Consider the following 18,261-nt stretch of genomic DNA (forward strand, 5'->3'; position numbering starts at 1 on the left):
CGAGCAAACCTGGCTCCTACGGGAGACCAGCCTTGGCGTTGCTACGGAGTCGCTACCGACGGCAACGGGAGGAAACCGTAGGGTGCGCTGTGCACACCGCCACGGGTTACAGCGCCCCAGCCTTTTTCCATGCCAGGTAACGGCTCACCAGTTGCGGTCCCAGCTCGCTGGGGCGGGCGTCCAGCACGGGCACACCGTGGGCGGCCAGGCGTTCCTGGAGACTGTTGCGGGCGTTGAGGTAGTCCACCGTGCCGCAATAGGCCAGCGCGTCATCGAAGCTCTGAACCGGCGTATGACGCAGACTGTCGAGGACTTCCTCGCGCAGGCTGACCACCAGGAGGCGGTGGTGGCGGCCGAGGCGCTTCACCGCGTTGAACAGTTCGGCATCGTCCTCATCGCGCAGGTTGCTCACCAGCACCACCAGAGCGCGGCGGCGCTGGCGGACCAACAGGGCATCGGCGGCGGCGCTGTAGTCGGCCGGGCGCTGGGTGCTGTCGAGGTCGTAGACGCCGTTGAGCAGCACGCTCAGCTGGGCAGGCCCCTTGACCGGGGCGACGAAGCGGTCGCGCTCGGCGGCGAAGGTGGACAGGCCGACGGCGTCGCCCTGGCGCAGGGCGACGTAGCTGAGCAGCAGGCTGGCATTGAGGGCGTGGTCGAAATGGGAGAGATCGCCGTCCTGGCTGCGCATGCGGCGACCGCAGTCGAGCAGGAAGATGATCTGCTGATCGCGCTCGTCCTGATATTCGCGGGCAATCGGTGTGCGCTTGCGCGCGGTGGCCTTCCAGTCGATCTGGCGCAGGGTGTCGCCGTCGCGGAACTCGCGCAACTGGTGGAACTCCAGGCCAAGGCCGCGGCGTGGGCGCTGGCGAACGCCGAGTTGGCTGAGCCAGTCGTCCACCGCCTTGAGCTGGGCGCCGTAAAGGCGGGCGAAATCCGGGTAGACCCGCGCTTCCCCAGGCAGTTCGAGGACGCGTTTGTGCCGCCACAGACCAAGCGGGCTGGGCAATTGCACTTCGCAGGTGGGGAACAGGAAATGGCCACGCTTGAGCGGGCGAACCCGGTAGCCGAATTCCGTCGACTCACCGGGGTGCAGGGGCACCCGTTGGGGCAGGGGCTCGAACTCCATGGCCGCCGGCACCTGATCGAATACCTCCAGCTCCAGCGTGCGGTCATAGGGATGGTGCAGTGTCAGGCGCACGTCGCTCCAGCGGCCCAGCGCCAGGTTGCCCGGAAGCGCGCGGGCCAGTCGCGGCGAGGGCTGGCGCCGCAGCCAGAGGGCATCGAACAGCGCGAGCACGAGCAGCGTGCCGAGCAGGCCCCACCAGAGCGGCTCGAGTGGCGCCGGCAAGCCGATACCCAGAACGGGCAGGGCGCCGAGCAACAGCGCCAGGCCGAGGAGCCCGGCTACCAGCGCGAGCAGTGCGCGGGAGGGCTTCATAGACGCGGCGCCGGCACCTGGTCGAGGAGTTGCTGGAGTACCTGGTCGACGGACAGGCCTTCGATATCCAGTTCTGGCGACAGGCGCACGCGGTGGCGCAGGACCGCCAGGGCGCAGCCCTTGATGTCGTCCGGCAGCACGAACTCGCCGCCGCGCAACAGCGCGCGTGCGCGACCACCGCGGACCAGGGCAATGGAGGCGCGTGGGCCGGCGCCCATGGCCAGGCCTGGCCAGGTACGCGTGGCGCGGGCCAGGCGCACGGCGTAATCCAGCACCTGGTTGTCTACCGGCAGCTCGCTGGCGATCTTCTGCAGGGCCAGTACATCGCGGGCTTGCAGCAAGGTGCGCAGCGGCGCGATTTCGAGCATGTCGGCACGGGCCGAGCGCGTGACCTGGCGCACCAGGTTGAGTTCTTCGTCGGCGGCCGGGTAGTCCATGCGCAGCTTGAGCATGAAACGGTCGAGTTCGGCTTCCGGCAGGGGGTAGGTGCCTTCCTGCTCGATGGGGTTCTGGGTGGCAAGCACCAGGAACGGCTGGGGCACTGCGAGCGCACGGCCTTCGAGGGTGACCTGGCGCTCCTGCATCACTTCCAGCAGGGCCGCCTGGGTCTTGGCCGGAGCCCGGTTGATTTCGTCGGCCAGCAGCAGGTTGGTGAAGACCGGACCCTTGCGCAGCTTGAACTGCTCGCTCTGCATGTCATACACGGCATGGCCGGTGACATCGCTGGGCATCAGGTCGGGGGTGAACTGGATGCGCGAGAACTCGCCGCCAAAGCAGCGGGCCAGGGCGCGAACCAGCAGCGTCTTGCCGAGCCCGGGCACACCTTCCACCAGCACGTGCCCGCCGGCAAGCAGGGCGGTGAGCACGTCATCGATCACCGCGACCTGACCGACGACGGCCTTCTGCAGTTCCAGGCGCAAGGCCTGGGCCAGTTGGCTGGCGCGCAGGCGCTGGGTGGCGGCCGAGGGCGCGACGGCGCTTGCGGCTTCGGATTGCGACGGGTCGGAAATCTGTTCGCTCATCAAAGGGCATTCCTGAGGGTTTGCAGGTGGGCGACCTGGCGGGTGAATTCGGCGGCGCTGAGCCGTTGCCTGGGCAGCGGCCGCATGGCTTGGCTGATGGCGGTCGGTGGCAAGCGGGTCAGGCGGCCCAGCACCTGCCATTGCTCGGCCACGGGAAGCCGTTCGAAACCGGGATGACGGTGTCGCGCGCGGCGCTGGATATCCCGTTGCAGGCCTTGCAGCAGGCTGGTCTGGCCGCTGCGGCGGAGCAGGAAATCGGCGCTGCCGCGCAGGTGTTCCTCCAGCTGCCGGCGTGCCCGGCTGGCTGGCGCCTGAAGCGGGCCCTGGCGCTGGCCGACGTGCCACAGCGCGAGCACGATGAGCAGGGCCAGGGCGACCAGCGCTTCGGGGAAGTTCTGACCGAGCAGGGTCGCGATGCCGTCGCGTTCGGCGCGGTAGAGCAGGGTGACGGCGCTGTCCTGGGTGAGGTACCAGAGCAGCCAGGCGTTGTCGTATTCGACGATGTCACGGTTCTGCCAGATCCAGCCGTCGGTGAGCACCGTGACCAGGCCATCGCCATGGTTCAGCTGCAGCATGTGGGTGGCCTTGGCGCTGTTGGCCCAGGCGTGGGCGCGATTCTGACTGTCGTAGAGGTGAAATTCCGGGTCGAAGCTGGCGTAGGCCGGCGCCTGCTCGTTCTCCAGATAGAGCTTGGTCAGTTCGGGGAAGGGGTCTTCCTCGTCCTGGGCCTGCTCGTCTGCACTGGCGGCCGTGTCCATGAGCTGTTCTTCAGTCGGCTCGCCGCCTTCCTGTTCTTCCGGCTTGTCGCTTTCGAGGTCCTTGGCCTCGAACTGCTGGATGCCCAGGCGATCGGCGAGCAGGTCGCCGCTCTTGCCATCCTTTTCGTCATAGAGGCGTTCGGCGATGAACAGCAAGTGGCCGCCCTTGCTCGCCCAGTCGAGCAGACGATCGGCCTGGCGCGGAGTCATGCGCGAGCGGCCGCCGAGCAGCAGCAGGCTGTTCCCGGCGCTGGGCAGGTTGTCGAGCACCTCCAGGCCATCGGCTCGGGTGACATTCAGGCCCTGTTTGCGCAGGAAGTGTTCGGCCGCGAGGTAGGGGTTGCCCAGCACCTCCGGCGCGGGGCCGTGCTCGACGGTGTCCTGGTAGGGGCGTAGCTGCCCGGCGACATAAATGGCCAGCAGGCCCACTAGCAGAAGCAGGCCGGCGCCGATGAGGAAACGCGGACGCAGGTTCATGGCGTGGCGCCCCTGGCGAACTGGCGGCGCCAGGCATCGCAGAGCCCTTGGCGCAGTTCGGCGGCGGGCAGGCGATGGCCGTAGGCGAGGTTTTGCCAGTGGCCGGTGAGGGTCTGGCTGAAGCCTTCCAGTTCGGCATTGTCCAGGCCACCGACCAGCTCCAGGACTTCGCCTTCGGTATGGGATTGTCGGAGCGGCAGGCGGAAGTCATGCAGCAGGCGGCTGAGCAGCGCGCGATAGAGCAGCCCAAGGGCTTCCCGTGGCTGGGTGGCCCAGAGGCGCTCGGCTTCACCGGCGACGTCGTCGGGCAGGCTTTCCGGTGCCAATTCCAGGCCGAAGAGCATGGACGGCGCTTCGCGCGGCCGACGCTGGGGCAGGCCAAGGCGTCCGGCAAAGGCGCTGATCCAGTCGCGGTAACGCCAGAGCAGCAGGGCGATGAGGCTGAACAGCAGGCCCCAGAGCAATGCCTTGATGATCAGTGCGAGGGTATCCAGACTGCGCGCGTAGGCGGCCAGTTCGAACAGGTTGCGGATGAAGTCGGCCCAGCCCTCTGCATCTTCGGGTTTCAGGTCCTGATCGGCGTTCTCCTCGCCGAAGTGCCAGCGGGTGACGGTATCGCGGTTCTGGAAGGGCGGAGCGTCGAGCAGGGCAGTGATGTTGTCCCTGGCGGCCTTGCCGGTCAGCGCCTGGTGGGTGAGGCGTTCTGCGTCCGGGCCGTCGAGGAAGGCCTGGGGCGCAAGGCACAGGGTCGGGGCGTCATCGGCCATGGCCGGCTGGGGCAGTTGGCTGAGCAGCAAGCCCAGGCCCAGTAGCAGGGCGTAGGCGGTGCCGGTCATGCGCTGACGCAGACGACGGAACTGCAGTTCGATGTCCCAGCCCTCCAGCGACGTGCGGCGGTTGAGGTAGAGGGTGAAGCCGCACGCGACGTACACCGGCCCCCAAACCATCAGCACCAGCACATACAGGCTGTTGGAGAGGTGTTCCAGCCAGATCCATTCGCCCGAGGCCATTTCCAGGAGTTTCTGCCAGTCCCAGTCGATCACCACCTGCTGGGGCAGCATGAGGTAGAGCAGGGTGATCAGGCCGAACCAGAGCGCCGACTCCAGGTGCACGCCGATCACGGTCAGCCAGGTCGCGCCGCCTGCGTCGCGCTGGCCCAGTACCACCAGGCGCTGGCTGCGGGCCCGACCCGAGAGACCCTCCAGTTGCAGCACCGGCAAGTCGAAACTGCGGGTAGTGCTCAGGCGGCGCCAGGTCAGGCTCGCGAGCAGCTGTGGCTTGAGCAGGCGCGGGTAGGCGCGCAGCGCTTCCTTGAGGGTTGGCGTGTCGCCAAACAACGCGCGGGACAGTATGTACAGCGGCAGCCTTTCATAGGCCGGCTTGAGCAGCCAGAACAGGACGATGGCCAGGCCCGGGTAATTCCAGCAGAGCAGGGTGAGCAGGCCGTACACCGGCAGCGTGACGAGCGCCCAGCTCGCCATCAGCAGGCTGGCGTGGCGGCGCGCCAGCAGCACGCCGAGGTCCATGGCCTCCCAGGCACTGCGCGGGCGGATGGCGACGCTGGAATCAGTCAGGCGCATGCGCCCTCCTGCCGACCAGCCCGAAGTAGAGTCCCACCAGCAGCCAGAGCCCGGTGCCAACCAGGTATTTCACCTGAGGCTCCACCACCCGGATGGAAGACCAGTAGGCCTCGACGAACGCGGCGATCACCAACAGCAGGATGACCCCCGCCACCAGTTGCACGCTGCGCCCGGCTGCCAGGCGCAGGGCCTCGCCACGGGGCAGGCGCCCGGGGGCGAGCAGTGCCCAGCCCAGTTGCAGGCCCGCGGCACCGGCGAAGGCAATGGCGGTCAGCTCGAAGGCGCCGTGGCCGATGACGAAGGACCAGAAGGTTTCGCCGAAGCCGATCTGCGTCAGGTGCCCCGCCACCGCACCGATGTGCAGGCCGTTGAAGAGCAGGAAGAACAGGCTGCCGACGCCGAACAGCAGGCCGCCGGCGTAGGTCTGAAAGGCGATGCCGATGTTGTTCATGATGTAGTGGCCGAACATCATCCAGTCGTCCCCCGAGTCCCGCTCGCTCATGGGCCCGATGCGCCGGGCGTCCGGGTCGTACATGGACTCCATGGAGGACACCTGCTCCGGGTCCAGCAGGCTGTAGACCAGGTCCGGCCAGTTGTGTACCAGCAGACCCATCAGCAGCAGGCTGCCGTAGAACAGCAGGCTGGCGGCGGCGATGCTGCGCCACTGGCTGCGCACCAGGCGCGGGAAGCCGCCGAGCACGAACCCCAGCAGGCGCGCGCCGAGATGGCTGCGGTGCCGGTAGAACTGCTGATGGCCGCGCATGGCCAGTTGTTGCAGGTGCTCCACCAGGTGGCCGCTGTAGCCGCGCTCCTGGGCCAGGGCGAGCTGTTGGCAGATTTGCCGGTAGTCGGCGGCGAAGGTCTGGCACGCGCGAGCGTCGGCTTTGCCGCGTTCGAGGCGGTCGAGCAGCTCGGCGAAGGTCTTCCAGCCTGCCTGGTTCTGGCGTTCGAACAGGTTCTGTTTCATGTCTGCGCGGACCCCAGCAGGCCACGGGCAATGCCGTTGATCCGAGCTTGGGCCTGTTCCGGCGGCACTTCCAGCGGCTCGGCCAGGATGGCAGCGAGTTCGGCGCGGCGAGCCGCCGAGAGGCTGGACTGGCGCTCGGCAAAGCTGAGCAGGGCACGCTGGTCGGCAAGGCTCAGGGGGAAGGGCGCACGCTCGGGTTCGGCGTCGGGCAGTTCCGGGCGTTGGGATTTTTCGTCGCGGTAGACCACCAGGCTGCCGGCGGCGATGTCGCCCAGGCGTTTGAACGTGGGGTGCATCAGACAGCTGAGGGCGCCCAGGGTGTAGGCGAAGGGCAGCAGATCGATGAAGCGCAGCAGATTGCGCACCAGGGAGGCGGACCAGCCGATGGGGGTGCCATCGTCATGCACCACGCGCAAGCCGATCACCTGCTTACCGGGCGAGCGACCCTGGTTGAGCACCTCGAACAGCACCATGTACCACCAGTTGAGCAGGAACATGAGGATCAGCCCGAGACCGAAGCCGAACTGCCCGAGCAGGGTCAGGGCGAGAAACAGCAGGAGCATGATGGCGCCGCGAATCGCCAGGTCGATGGCATAGGCCAGGGCACGCGGCAACAGGCCGGCCGGACGCAGGATCAGGTCGATGCCTTCGGGTGTTTCCACCTGGTAGCGGGTATCCAGCGGCCGGGCCTGGGCCTGGGCGTCGGCGTGAGGGGAACTGGATCGGGGTACGGACATCGCCTGGGCGCCAAGGGGAAAGCCAGATGCTAGCGAGCGGCCGGTATCCAGGCAACCGGGCAAGACAGTGTCATCCCGCATGCTGTGAAGTGCTTGGGGAAATCGACAGGGCAAGCGAGGCGCAGGCATATGCGCGAAGGGCTGTGGGCGCGGGCATGAGGCAGTCCTTGTCGACGCGATCGTCCAGTGGCGGCGATTCTAGGCCCGCTGCAAATGGCGCAGCAAGCCGGTGGAAGCTGAGGGAGGGCAGGCTGCCCGGTGTTAGACTGCCGGGCTCACGAACAAGGGGGCCGCCGTGACATCCAGCATTTTCTGGCACGACTACGAAACCACCGGCATCAACCCGCGCTGTGACCGGCCGCTGCAGGTGGCCGGTATTCGCACCGACGAGGCGCTCAACGAGATCGGCGAACCGATCAACCTCTATTGCAAGCCCAGCGACGACATTCTTCCCCATCCTGCCGCCTGTCTGGTCACCGGCATCCTGCCCGGAACCCTGGCGGAGAAGGGGTTGGGTGAAGCAGAGTTCATGCACCGGGTGCATGCCGAACTCGCGGCGCCGGGGACCTGTGGCGCCGGGTACAACACCCTGCGCTTCGATGATGAGATCACCCGTTACAGCCTCTACCGCAATTTCTATGACCCCTATGCCCGCGAGTGGCAGGGCGGCAACAGTCGCTGGGACCTGATTGACTTGGTCCGTACCGCGTATGCGCTGCGTCCTGAAGGCATCGAATGGCCACAGCAGGACGGGCGCGTCAGCTTGCGCCTGGAACTGCTCACCGCGGCCAACGGCATCGACCATGGCCAGGCCCACGACGCACTGTCCGACGTACGCGCGACCATTGCCCTGGCGCGCCTGCTGCGGCAGCGCCAGCCGAAGCTGTTCGACTACCTCTACCAACTGCGCAGCAAGCACAAGGTGCAGGAACAGGTGAAACTGCTGCAGCCGCTGGTGCATATTTCCGGGCGCTTTTCCGGCGCGCGTCATTACCTGGCGGTGGTGCTGCCCCTGGTGTGGCACCCGCGCAATCGCAACGCCCTGATCGTGCTGGATCTGCAATCCGATCCGGCGCCGCTGCTGGAACTGGACGCCGAACGCCTGCGCCAGCGTCTGTATACCCGCCGCGATGAACTGGCCGACGGTGAGTTGCCGGTTCCGCTGAAATTGCTGCATATCAACCGTTGCCCGGTGGTGGCTCCGCTTGCGGTGCTGCGCGAACCTGATCGGCTGCGCCTGGGCGTCGATCTGGAACTGTGCCTGCGCCGCGCGACCCTGATCGGCGAGCAGGCCAGGGTCTGGCAGGAAAAGTTGCCGGTTATTTATGCGGAAGAAGCTTTCGCCTCGCAGGAAGATCCGGAGCAGCAGTTGTATGACGGATTCCTGGGCGAGCGTGATCGCCGGCTCTGCGAACAAGTGCGGCGAGCCGATCCGCAGCGCTTGTCCCGCGAGAACTGGCCATTCGACGACCCGCGCTTGCCGGAGTTGTTGTTCCGATACCGCGCTAGAAACTTCCCTGAAACTTTGTCGGAAACGGACCAATCACGCTGGACGGAGTTCTGCAGAAATCGGCTGATGAGCCCGGAATTCGGGGCACCTAATACCTTGGCGAGTTTCTTCCGGGCCCTGGATGAAATTCAGGCCAAGGCTGACCCGAAGGAGGAGGCAGTGTTGCTGGAGTGGCGTCGTTATGCGACGGAACTGGGTAGCCGCTACCAGTTGTGATGGCGGCCCTGGAAACTTTCCGGGGATTTACCGATGCCAATAAAAAACGCCAGCAGATGCTGGCGTTTTTTATTGCCGGAGGCTTAGCCCAGAATGGTGGCCCAGCCTTCAACGGTGTCGGCGCCCCACTTGGCTTTCCACTCTTTCAGAGTCTTGTGGTTGCCACCTTTGGTTTCGATGACTTCGCCGGTGTTCGGGTTCTTGTACTGCTTGACCTTGCGGGCGCGCTTGCTGGTTGCAGCGGCCTTGGCGGCGCGCGGTGCCTTGCTGGAGCGGGCGTCCGGATCGAGCAGGGCAATGATGTCACGCAGGGACTTCTGGTATTCGCCCATCAGCGTGCGCAGTTTGCCTTCGAATTCCAGCTCTTTCTTCAGTTTGTCGTCCTGGGACAGGTTCTTCAGGCGCTCTTGGAGCTCCTTGATGGCTTCTTCCGTTGCCCGGTATTCGTTGATCAGCGACATGTCGGCGTCCCTTGTTGGAATCGTATGGTGACTTGCGATTGCGAAGTGTCAGCAATAATAGACAGCGATTATCTGCAAGTAAATAAGCAGGAAAACTTTTGTACGCATTGTTGGCGCCTTCTATTTCATATTAGTCCCATAGCATCGCAAATGCGTATTTGCATGCTGGCTAGCGCTATAACGCAGCCGCCGGGCGACCCTTAGTTGTGCATCGGGAATTCTTTGCTGACCACTGGCAATCCCTTGCGGGCCAGGAGGTGACTGAAGTTTTTGCGCACATTGGCTAGAATGGCCGCTTTTGCGAAGTCTCTGGAGTGTTCCCCCATGCGCACATTTCGTCTGGTGATTGCCTGTCCGGACGGCGTCGGCATCGTAGCCAAGGTCAGTAACTTCCTGGCTACCTACAACGGCTGGATTACCGAGGCCAGCCATCACTCGGATAATCAGAGCGGCTGGTTCTTCATGCGCCATGAAATCCGTGCTGATTCCCTGCCGTTCGACCTGGACGGTTTCCGTCAGGCGTTCGCGCCTATTGCCCGCGAGTTCTCCATGGACTGGCGTGTGACCGACTCCGAAGTGAAGAAGCGCGTGGTGCTGATGGCCAGCCGCGACTCCCACTGCCTGGCCGACCTGCTGCACCGCTGGCATAGCGGAGAACTCGATTGCGAGATTCCTTGCGTCATCGCCAACCACGACGATCTGCGCAGCATGGTGGAGTGGCACGGTATTCCGTACTTCCATGTGCCAGTGGATCCGAAGAACAAGCAGCCGGCGTTCGACGAGGTTTCCCGCCTGGTGGAAGCGCACAACGCCGATACCGTGGTGCTCGCCCGCTACATGCAGATACTCCCGCCGGAGCTGTGCCAGCGTTACGCGCACCAGGTGATCAACATCCACCACAGCTTCCTGCCGTCCTTCGTCGGCGCCAAGCCTTATCACCAGGCCTCGCTGCGTGGTGTGAAACTCATTGGCGCCACCTGCCACTACGTCACCGAGGAGCTGGATGCCGGCCCCATCATCGAGCAGGATGTGGTGCGGGTGACCCACCGCGACAGCGTCGAGGACATGGTTCGCTTCGGCAAGGACGTGGAGAAGATGGTCCTGTCCCGTGGGCTACGCTATCACCTTGAAGACCGGGTGCTGGTGCACGACAACAAGACCGTCGTGTTCGACTGATGCCGTTGGCGGGCACCTGCGTCGGTTCACCGGCAGAGGAGCCCGCCCATGCTCAAGTCGATCAAGGTGCGCGACTACATGACGCACCATCTGGTGACCTTCCGATCCGATACCGACCTTTTCCTGGCAGCCGACCGTTTGCTCGAGCACCGCATCTCCGGCGCGCCGGTGGTGGACTCCCAGGGCCATCTGATCGGCATGCTCTCCGAGGGCGATTGCCTGCGCGCCATCCTTTCCAGCGCGTATTACGACTCCGCTGGCGGTAGCGTCAGCAGTTTCATGTCGACGCAGGTGGAAACGGTGTCTCCGGAGGCCGACATCATCGAGGTCTGCCAACGCTTCCTGCGGGACAAGCGACGGCGCTTCCCGGTGGTGGAGGAGGGGGTTCTCATCGGCCAGATCAGCCGCCGCGATGTGCTGCGTGCCGTGAAGGCCTTTGCCCAGCACGACGCAGATCAACCACCGGAAGTCTGAGGAGCCTGGCCATGGCCGACCCACGTGAGCGCGCCACGTCCAGCCCGCCACCCACCCTGGGTGAGGGCTGTGTGCGGCGCTACGACCCGGACGAGTTGAGCGAGGAAAATGGCACTGAGTTTCCCGAGGCCGCCGAGTTGTGGCGAAAGCTCCAGGAAGAAGAAAAGAAGAAGGCGCCCTAGGGCGCCTTCTTCTTGTTCGCTGTGGGAGCGAAATCATTCGCGAATGAATTCGCTCCCACATGGCTGCCGTCAGATGCGGAAGCTCCCCACCAACTGCTGCAGGCGCGCGGCCTGCTGATCCAGATCGGCACAGGCGCGCAGGGTGGCCTGGAGGTTTTCCACGCCTTCCTGGTTGAGGGTGTTGATCTCGGTGATGTCCATGTTCAGCGAGTCGACCACGGCGGTCTGTTCCTCGGTGGCGGTGGCCACCGACTGGTTCATGCCGTCGATCTCGCCGATGCGCTGGGTCACGCTGCCCAGGCGCGAGCCTGCCTGGTTGGCGATCTCCACGCTCTGCTCGCTGTAGCGCTGGCTCTCGGTCATGGTGGTGACCGCTTCGCGGGCGCCAACCTGCAGCTCCTCGATCATCTGCTGGATTTCCTGGGCTGACTCCTGGGTGCGGTGAGCCAGGTTGCGCACCTCATCGGCGACCACGGCGAAGCCACGGCCGGCTTCCCCGGCGCGGGCGGCCTCGATGGCGGCGTTGAGGGCCAGCAGGTTGGTCTGTTCGGAGATGCCCTTGATCACTTCGAGGATCTGGCCGATGTTCACGGTCTTGCTGTTCAGCGTCTCGATGTTGCCGCAGGAGGCGCGGATCTTCCCGGACAGTTCGTTCATCGCGGAGATGGTGCGCTCCACCACCTGGCGGCCGTCTTCGGCCAGGGTGCGGGCCGAGGAGGCCTGGTGCGAGGCGTCGGCGGCGTTGCGGGCAATCTCCTGGGCGGCGGCGCCCAGTTCGTTGATCGCCGCGGCCACGCTGTTGGTGCGGTTGGCCTGCTCGTCGGAGTTGCTCATCGAGGAGTTGGAGGCGTTGAGCACCAGCTTGGCGACCTGGTTCACCTGGTTGGTGGCCGAAGACACTTCGCGGATGGAACCGTGGATACGCTCGACGAAACGGTTGAACGCGCTGGCCAGTTCGCCGAACTCGTCCTGGGTGTGGATCGTCAGGCGGCGAGTCAGGTCGCCTTCACCCTGGGCGATGTCCTGCATGGCGCGGCCCATCGTGTGCAGCGGTTGCATCAGCACGCGGATCAGCATACCCAGCAGGGCAATGATGAGCACCACGGCGATCACGGTGGCAATGATGGCCGAGTTGCGGAACTCGCTGAGCATCCCGTAGGCCTTGCCCTTGTCCACCGAGACGCCGATGTACCAGTTCACCGAGGGCAGGCCCTTGATCGGGGCGAAGGTCAGGATGCGGGTGGTGCCGTCCACTTCGACTTCGCTGAAACCGGTGTTGATGGACGGTGTGTTCAGCGGGTAGATGTCCCGCAGGGTCTTCATCACCATGTCCTTGTTCGGGTGCACCAGGACCTTGCCGTCGGCGCTGACCAGGAAGGCGTAGCCCATGCCGTCGAAGTCCAGCGAGTTGACGATCTGCACCAGCGTTTGCAGGCTCAGGTCGCCGCCGGCCACGCCAAGGGACTGCACCGGCGTGGCGATGGTCATGATCAATTCGCTGGTGGCCGCATCCACGTAAGGCTCGGTGAGGGTGGTGCCGCCGGCGCTCTTGGCGCCCTGGTACCAGGGGCGGGTGCGCGGGTCGTAGCCTTCGGGCATGGCGCTGTCCGGGCGCATGGTGAACTGCCCGTCCTGGGTGCCGAAGTAGGTGAAGGCGAAGGTGGAGGTCAGTGCGCGCTGTTGCAGCAGGGCTGGCACCGCTTCAGGCGAAGGGTTGGTGGCCAGGGATTCGGCAACGCTTTCCACCAGCAGAATCCGGCCCGAGAGCCAGTTCTGGATATTGCTGGCGGTGACATCGCCCATTTCCTGCAGATAATTTTCCAAATCGTCTCGGAGCGCATTCCTTTGCAAGTAATCGTTGTACAGGGTGAACAGCGAGAAGGCTGCAATGACCACCAGCGAGGCGGCGAGCAGAATCTTGTGGCTGAACCTGAGGTTTTTGATCATGTTTGCTTGCGTCCGGTTGGGTCAGGCACCAGTCTTTATGGCACGCGAGTGCTGAAAAACTGAGTAGAAACGTCGGTTTATATATCGGCGGGGATCAACGAAAGCTTTAACCCGAGGAAGGCGAAATGCCCGATCAACGTTCCCTGATTCTCGGCGCTGACCCAGAGGGCAATGCCGTCTCCCAGGCCATGAAACTGGCCAACCGTCACGGCCTGATCGCCGGCGCCACCGGCACCGGAAAGACAGTGACGCTGCAGCGCCTGGCCGAAGTGTTCAGCGATGCCGGTGTGGCGGTCTTCGCTGCCGATATAAAAGGTGATCTCTGTGGCCTCGGCGCGGCGGGCAACCCCCAGGGCAAGGTGGCCGAACGCATTGCTTCCATGCCCTGGCTGGGCCATCAACCCCAGGCGTATCCGGTCACCCTCTGGGATGTCGCCGGGCAATCCGGCCACCCCTTGCGCACCACGCTGAGCGAAATGGGCCCGCTGCTGCTGGGCAACCTGCTGGAGCTGACCGACAGCCAGCAGGCCGCACTTTATGCCGCCTTCCAGGTGGCCGACCGCGAAGGTCTGCTGCTGCTCGACCTGAAGGATCTCAAGGCTCTGCTCAACCACCTCAAGGATCACCCTGAACTGCTTGGCGAGGACCGCGCGCTGTTCGCCGGTGCTTCGGCCCAGGCCCTGCTGCGCCGCCTGGCCACCCTGGAGCAGCAAGGTGCCGAAGCGCTGTTCGGCGAACCGGCCCTGCAGCTGGAAGACATCCTCCAGCCGGACCGCGACGGCCGCGGGCGTATTCATCTGCTGGATGCCAGCCGTCTGGTCCACGAATCCCCCAAGGTCTATGCCACCTTCCTGCTCTGGCTGCTGGCCGAACTCTTCGAGCAGTTGCCCGAGCGCGGCGATGCCGACAAGCCGGTGCTGGCGCTGTTCTTCGATGAAGCGCATCTGCTGTTCACGGGCACGCCGAAGGCGTTGCAGGAGCGTCTGGAGCAGGTGGTGCGGTTGATCCGCTCCAAGGGCGTTGGCGTCTACTTCGTCACCCAGTCGCCGAGTGACCTTCCGGACGATGTGCTGGCCCAGCTTGGCCTGCGTATCCAGCATGGCTTGCGTGCCTTCACCGCCAAGGAACAGAAATCCTTGCGTGCCGTGGCCGACGGCTTCCGTCCGAATCCGACATTCGACACCCTATCCGTGCTCACCGAGCTCGGCATTGGCGAGGCCTTGGTAGGCACCCTGGAAGAGAAGGGCACGCCGGCTATGGTCCAGCGCGTGGCGATCGCACCTCCGCAGTCGCGAATCGGTCCGCTGAACGACAGCGAACGCGCCGCGCTGGTGCGTGGCTCGCCGCAGGCCGGCCGGTACGACAAGCCGATCGACCGCGAGTCCGCGTACGAAATCCTCACGGCTCGTGCAGCTCCAGCGCCGGTGAATGAGCCTGAGCAGAAGGCTGGCAAGACTGCGACGGACTCGCCTGGGGTCGGTGATCTCGCTGGCGAGCTGCTGGGCAGTTTCGCCAGCCAGGCAATGAAGACGGCGGTACGCCAGGCGGCCAACCAGTTGGGCCGGCAATTGGTGCGCGGCCTGATGGGCTCTTTGCTGGGTGGCAGCAAGCGTCGTTGAGGGGAAATCATCTGTGGGAGCGAATTCATTCGCGAATGAATTCGCTCCCACAGATGATAAAGATCAGGAACGAAAAAGGGCGCCCGAGGGCGCCCTTTTCCATGCTCGTCCGAATCAGACGATAAAGGTGATGGCCACCCAGAACAGCGCGGCGGAGAGCGCGATCGTGGTGGGCAGGGTCAGGACCCAGGCCATCAGGATATTGCGCACGGTGCCGCCCTGCAGGCCGCTGCGGTTGGCGACCATGGTGCCGGCGACGCCGGAAGACAGTACGTGGGTGGTGGACACCGGCAAGCTGTAGATGTTGGCCATGCCGATGGCGCACGCGGCGGTGATCTGGGCGCTCATGCCCTGGGCATAGGTCATGCCCTGCTTGCCGATCTTCTCGCCGACGGTGCGCACTACGCGCTTCCAGCCAACCATGGTGCCGATGCCAAGGGCCAGGGCGACGGCCAGGATCACCCAGAACGGGGCGTATTCGGTCGTGGCGGTCAGGTCCTTGCGCAGCTTCTCCAGGTCCGCCTTTTCGCGGGCCGGTAGTTCGGAGAGCTTGCCCACCTTCTTGGCGGTGTCGTCCAGGCAGAGCAGGTAGCGGCGGACTTCGACGCGGGTGTCATCACTCAGGTCGTTGTAGTTGGCCACGCCATTGAGCTTCTGCAGCAGGGCGTTGATGGTCGGCTCGGTCTGCTTCGGATCGCAGCGATAGAGTTGCGGCATCTCGCTACCATTGCCTTTGCCCAGGGCCAGCATCTCGCCGAGGGTGTCGGTGTGGCGCTGGTAGAACTGGCTCAGGTGAGTCGCCGCGTCGCGGGTACGCTCGATCTGGTAGGTGGTGCTGTTGAGGTCAAGCACGAACTTGGCCGGGACGATACCGATCAGCACCAGCATGATCAGGCCGATGCCTTTCTGGCCATCGTTGGAGCCATGCACGAAGCTCACGGCCATGGCGGAAAGCACCAGCACCAGGCGGTTCCAGAAGGGCGGATGCTTCTTCTCATCCAGCTCCTTACGGGTTTCCGGGGTCTTGTGCATCTTCGACAGCGGATAAATCCACTTCAGGCCGAGGAGCAGCAGGGCGGCGACCAGGAAGCCGGCGGCCGGGGAGAAGATCAGCGACAGGCCGATGTCGATGGCCTTGCCCCAGTTAACGCCCTCGGCCAGCGGCACTTCGGTGAGCACCGCGTTGGCCAGGCCGACGCCGAGGATGGAGCCGATCAGCGTGTGGGAGCTGGACGCCGGGATGCCGAAGTACCAGGTGCCCAGGTTCCAGGCGATGGCTGCGGTCAGCAGGCTGAACACCATGGCGAGGCCATGGCCGGTATTGACGTTGATCAGCAGCTCCACCGGCAGCAGGTGGACGATGGCATAGGCCACGCCCACGCCGCCCAGCAACACCCCAAGGAAGTTGAAGATCCCCGAGAGGATCACCGCCCGATAGGGCGACATGGCCTTGGTGTAGATGACAGTGGCCACCGCGTTGGCGGTGTCGTGGAAGCCGTTGATGAACTCGAAGGTCAGGACGAATGCCAGGGCGAGACAGAGGCTCAGCACTAGCCAGGCATCAAGCCCGCTGAAGAGATCGAACATGAAGGTTATGTGACTGGCTCATGAAGGGGCCGCGATTATGCCAGAAAACCGGCCGTCGCCCAGACCCGGGTGTCGAGCGGTTTCTGGCATCCCCTGCAGAAGTTGTCGCAAATCAATACGAACGATTCCCCGGCGGGCCGGGTGCGACAATTTGTCAGGGTTCCTGCCCGAGTTCTTTTTCGATCTTTTCCAGCTCTTTCTCGAAACTCTTGTCGAGCAGGCTGGGTTTCTTGCGCCAGGGTTTGCGCTCAGGGTCCCTTTGCGCGGCATAGGTAGTGACCTCGCCGCCGTAAACATCCTTGTAACGTTGCGCCTGGCGCTCGAGTTCGGCGCGCAGTTCGTCTTTCGTCACGTGTTCAATCCGTCTCTTTGATCAATGGTCTTGAGGTGGAACGGGCGATTTAGAGAGCTTCGTCTCCACAGCGTCGGTCGCCCGGTCGAGGCCGTCGCTGCGGCCTTCTTGTAGGACAAAGTTCAGTTGTCGCAATTAAAAGGGACTTTCCTACGCACTACGGAAAGGCCTTGCGAACACTCCGGGAACTGAAGTCGATTTCACTGAGATCCCAGTTGAACGTTGGCAATTATAACAAGCAAACAGGAAAGCTCCATTACAGGATAATCCTTCAAGAGTGAAGGATTTCTGCTCTTCAGCAATCAGGAGTTGCCTAGAAGAGACCGGATAATCCTGCCAAGAGTTTCCATTGCCTGTTCGCTGGAGTTGCTCCAGGGATGACCAAAGTTGAGACGGGCGCAATGGCCGAAACGCCGTGTGGCCGAAAAAATCGGCCCTGGCGCGATGCTGATGCCCTGGGCCAGGGCGAGCTGGAACAGGCGCAGCGAGTCGACCTGTTCGGGGAATTCCAGCCAGAGGAAATAGCCGCCTTCCGGCCGGCTGACGCGGGTTTCCTCCGGGAAGTGGCGGGCCACGGCCGCCAGCATGGCATTGCGTTGGCTCTCCAGGGCGTAACGCAGTTTGCGCAAGTGGCGGTCGTAGCCGCCATGCTGCAGGTAGTCGGCGATTGCGGCTTGCGCCGGTACCGAGGCGGAAATGCTGGTCATCAGCTTCAGCCGTTCGATCTGGCTGGCGAAGCGGCCACCGGCCACCCAGCCCACCCGGTAGCCGGGCGCCAGGCTCTTGGAGAATGAACTGCAGTGCATCACCAGGCCTTCGCTGTCGAAGGCCTTCACCGGCTTGGGCGCGTGCTGGCCGAAGTACAGCTCGGCGTAGACATCGTCCTCGATCATTGGCACCTGGTGTTTGGCCAGCAGTGCGGCGAGTTGGCGCTTCTTGTCTTCCGAGAGGCTGGCCCCCAGCGGGTTCTGGAAATTGCTCATGAACCAGCAGGCTTTGATCGGCAGTCGCTCCAGGCTGTCTTCCAGCACGTGCAGGTCGATGCCATCCCGTGGGTGGACGGGAATTTCCACCGCCTTCAGCTTCAGGCGCTCCAGTACCTGCAGGCTGGCATAGAAAGCCGGTGCCTCGATGGCCACCAGGTCGCCAGGGCGCGCCACCACTTGCAGGCATAGGTTGAGGGCTTCCAGCGCGCCATTGCAGATCACCAGTTCCTCGATGGGCAGCGGCAGGCCGCCGACCATGTAGCGCAGGGCGATCTGCCGACGCAGGGCGTGGTTGCCCGGCGTCATGTCGGCGACCGTGGAGCGCGGGTCCATCTCGCGAACGGCATGGGCCATCGAGCGGGCCAGGCGTTGCAGGGGGAACAGCTCGGGGCTGGGGAAGGCCGAGCCGAAGGGAATGGTGTCCGGGTCCTTGATGGAACTCAGCACGGAGAACACCAGCTCGCTGACATCCACCTCGGTGGTCGCCGCCTCCCGAGGTCCCGGCTGGGGTTCCGGCAGCGGCCGGCGCACATGCTCGCAGACGAAGTAGCCGGAACGCGCGCGGGCCATGATCAGCCCACGGCTTTCCAGCAGGTAGTAAGCCTGGAACACGGTGGAGGCGCTGACGCCGTAGGTGCGGCTGGCATGGCGCACCGAGGGCACCTTCTGCCCCGGGGCCAGTACCCCGGTGCGGATCAGTTCGGCGATGTCGTCGGCGAATTTCTCGTAGCGCTTCATCTTTTCCTGGCTTGGTAGCGGCTCGTCGGCGGTG

Annotated in this window: 16 protein-coding genes; 5 read left to right on the forward strand and 11 right to left on the reverse strand. The window is 64.5% G+C overall.

Annotated features, from left to right (window positions below; translation table 11 throughout):
* Positions 1 to 106: 106 nt before the first annotated feature.
* The 6 genes from THL1_RS06395 to THL1_RS06420 are packed head-to-tail and all read right to left on the reverse strand — an operon-like array spanning position 107 to position 6,979.
* Complete coding sequence (locus tag THL1_RS06395; RefSeq protein ID WP_069082474.1) at positions 107 to 1,438, reverse strand: DUF58 domain-containing protein; 1,332 nt, start codon at positions 1,436 to 1,438, stop codon at positions 107 to 109.
* Complete coding sequence (locus THL1_RS06400) at positions 1,435 to 2,460, reverse strand: AAA family ATPase (RefSeq protein ID WP_069082475.1); 1,026 nt, start codon at positions 2,458 to 2,460, stop codon at positions 1,435 to 1,437. Before THL1_RS06400 ends, THL1_RS06395 begins: the two co-directional genes overlap by 4 nt.
* On the reverse strand, positions 2,460 to 3,695 hold the full coding sequence (locus THL1_RS06405; protein ID WP_069082476.1) for a DUF4350 domain-containing protein: 1,236 nt from the start codon (positions 3,693 to 3,695) through the stop codon (positions 2,460 to 2,462). The genes THL1_RS06400 and THL1_RS06405 overlap by 1 nt, the downstream gene beginning before the upstream one ends.
* Positions 3,692 to 5,275 (reverse strand): DUF4129 domain-containing protein, encoded by a 1,584-nt coding sequence (locus tag THL1_RS06410; protein WP_069082477.1) that lies wholly within the window; start codon positions 5,273 to 5,275, stop codon positions 3,692 to 3,694. The genes THL1_RS06405 and THL1_RS06410 overlap by 4 nt, the downstream gene beginning before the upstream one ends.
* The gene (locus tag THL1_RS06415) at positions 5,262 to 6,242 is read right to left on the reverse strand and encodes a stage II sporulation protein M (protein ID WP_069082478.1); all 981 of its coding nucleotides are present in this window, start codon (positions 6,240 to 6,242) and stop codon (positions 5,262 to 5,264) included. The genes THL1_RS06410 and THL1_RS06415 overlap by 14 nt, the downstream gene beginning before the upstream one ends.
* On the reverse strand, positions 6,239 to 6,979 hold the full coding sequence (locus THL1_RS06420) for an RDD family protein (RefSeq protein ID WP_069082479.1): 741 nt from the start codon (positions 6,977 to 6,979) through the stop codon (positions 6,239 to 6,241). Before THL1_RS06420 ends, THL1_RS06415 begins: the two co-directional genes overlap by 4 nt.
* A 295-nt stretch (positions 6,980 to 7,274) precedes the next feature.
* On the opposite strand from THL1_RS06420, the gene sbcB reads away from it, so the two are divergent.
* A complete protein-coding gene (gene sbcB / locus THL1_RS06425) occupies positions 7,275 to 8,705 on the forward strand; it encodes an exodeoxyribonuclease I (RefSeq protein WP_069082480.1) in 1,431 nt (476 codons plus the stop codon).
* An 83-nt stretch (positions 8,706 to 8,788) separates the two neighbouring features.
* Here sbcB and mvaT read toward each other — a convergent pair whose 3' ends face one another.
* Positions 8,789 to 9,166 carry a histone-like nucleoid-structuring protein MvaT gene (gene mvaT / locus THL1_RS06430; RefSeq protein ID WP_069082481.1) on the reverse strand — a complete coding sequence of 126 codons (378 nt, stop codon included), beginning with the start codon at positions 9,164 to 9,166 and terminating at the stop codon, positions 8,789 to 8,791.
* A gap of 324 nt (positions 9,167 to 9,490) precedes the next feature.
* Here mvaT and purU point away from each other — a divergent pair, with 324 nt between their 5' ends.
* Genes purU through THL1_RS30265 form a run of 3 tightly spaced genes read left to right on the forward strand, consistent with a single transcriptional unit; the run spans position 9,491 to position 10,998 of the window.
* Entirely contained in the window at positions 9,491 to 10,342 is an 852-nt protein-coding gene (purU, locus tag THL1_RS06435) for a formyltetrahydrofolate deformylase (protein WP_069082482.1), read from the forward strand.
* Positions 10,343 to 10,390: 48 nt separating this feature from the next.
* On the forward strand, positions 10,391 to 10,816 hold the full coding sequence (locus tag THL1_RS06440; RefSeq protein WP_069082483.1) for a CBS domain-containing protein: 426 nt from the start codon (positions 10,391 to 10,393) through the stop codon (positions 10,814 to 10,816).
* Positions 10,817 to 10,827: 11 nt separating this feature from the next.
* A complete protein-coding gene (locus THL1_RS30265) occupies positions 10,828 to 10,998 on the forward strand; it encodes a hypothetical protein (RefSeq protein ID WP_177343817.1) in 171 nt (56 codons plus the stop codon).
* A gap of 69 nt (positions 10,999 to 11,067) precedes the next feature.
* Here THL1_RS30265 and THL1_RS06445 read toward each other — a convergent pair whose 3' ends face one another.
* Entirely contained in the window at positions 11,068 to 12,945 is a 1,878-nt protein-coding gene (locus tag THL1_RS06445; RefSeq protein WP_069082484.1) for a methyl-accepting chemotaxis protein, read from the reverse strand.
* A 125-nt stretch (positions 12,946 to 13,070) separates the two neighbouring features.
* Between THL1_RS06445 and THL1_RS06450 the strand changes: the two genes are divergently transcribed.
* Entirely contained in the window at positions 13,071 to 14,564 is a 1,494-nt protein-coding gene (locus tag THL1_RS06450) for a helicase HerA-like domain-containing protein (protein WP_069082485.1), read from the forward strand.
* Between the two features lie 114 nt (positions 14,565 to 14,678).
* Here THL1_RS06450 and THL1_RS06455 read toward each other — a convergent pair whose 3' ends face one another.
* The 3 genes from THL1_RS06455 to mapR form a co-directional block, all read right to left on the reverse strand.
* On the reverse strand, positions 14,679 to 16,151 hold the full coding sequence (locus THL1_RS06455; RefSeq protein ID WP_069082486.1) for an inorganic phosphate transporter: 1,473 nt from the start codon (positions 16,149 to 16,151) through the stop codon (positions 14,679 to 14,681).
* 154 nt (positions 16,152 to 16,305) lie between these two features.
* A complete protein-coding gene (locus THL1_RS06460; protein ID WP_069082487.1) occupies positions 16,306 to 16,503 on the reverse strand; it encodes a hypothetical protein in 198 nt (65 codons plus the stop codon).
* A 302-nt stretch (positions 16,504 to 16,805) separates the two neighbouring features.
* Positions 16,806 to 18,227, reverse strand: a complete 1,422-nt coding sequence (gene mapR / locus THL1_RS06465) for a GntR family transcriptional regulator MpaR (protein WP_069082488.1) — start codon at positions 18,225 to 18,227, stop codon at positions 16,806 to 16,808.
* Between the last annotated feature and the right edge of the window lie 34 nt (positions 18,228 to 18,261).

The organism is Pseudomonas sp. TCU-HL1 (assembly GCF_001708505.1).
GTDB lineage: Bacteria > Pseudomonadota > Gammaproteobacteria > Pseudomonadales > Pseudomonadaceae > Metapseudomonas.

Coding starts and splice junctions, on each gene's coding strand:
- THL1_RS06395 (WP_069082474.1), bottom strand. CDS start 1,438: ATGAAGCCCTCCCGCGCACTGCTCGCGCTGGTAGCCGGGCTCCTCGGC.
- THL1_RS06400 (WP_069082475.1), bottom strand. CDS start 2,460: ATGAGCGAACAGATTTCCGACCCGTCGCAATCCGAAGCCGCAAGCGCC.
- THL1_RS06405 (WP_069082476.1), bottom strand. CDS start 3,695: ATGAACCTGCGTCCGCGTTTCCTCATCGGCGCCGGCCTGCTTCTGCTA.
- THL1_RS06410 (WP_069082477.1), bottom strand. CDS start 5,275: ATGCGCCTGACTGATTCCAGCGTCGCCATCCGCCCGCGCAGTGCCTGG.
- THL1_RS06415 (WP_069082478.1), bottom strand. CDS start 6,242: ATGAAACAGAACCTGTTCGAACGCCAGAACCAGGCAGGCTGGAAGACC.
- THL1_RS06420 (WP_069082479.1), bottom strand. CDS start 6,979: ATGTCCGTACCCCGATCCAGTTCCCCTCACGCCGACGCCCAGGCCCAG.
- mvaT (WP_069082481.1), bottom strand. CDS start 9,166: ATGTCGCTGATCAACGAATACCGGGCAACGGAAGAAGCCATCAAGGAG.
- purU (WP_069082482.1), top strand. CDS start 9,491: ATGCGCACATTTCGTCTGGTGATTGCCTGTCCGGACGGCGTCGGCATC.
- THL1_RS06440 (WP_069082483.1), top strand. CDS start 10,391: ATGCTCAAGTCGATCAAGGTGCGCGACTACATGACGCACCATCTGGTG.
- THL1_RS30265 (WP_177343817.1), top strand. CDS start 10,828: ATGGCCGACCCACGTGAGCGCGCCACGTCCAGCCCGCCACCCACCCTG.
- THL1_RS06445 (WP_069082484.1), bottom strand. CDS start 12,945: ATGATCAAAAACCTCAGGTTCAGCCACAAGATTCTGCTCGCCGCCTCG.
- THL1_RS06450 (WP_069082485.1), top strand. CDS start 13,071: ATGCCCGATCAACGTTCCCTGATTCTCGGCGCTGACCCAGAGGGCAAT.
- THL1_RS06455 (WP_069082486.1), bottom strand. CDS start 16,151: ATGTTCGATCTCTTCAGCGGGCTTGATGCCTGGCTAGTGCTGAGCCTC.
- mapR (WP_069082488.1), bottom strand. CDS start 18,227: ATGAAGCGCTACGAGAAATTCGCCGACGACATCGCCGAACTGATCCGC.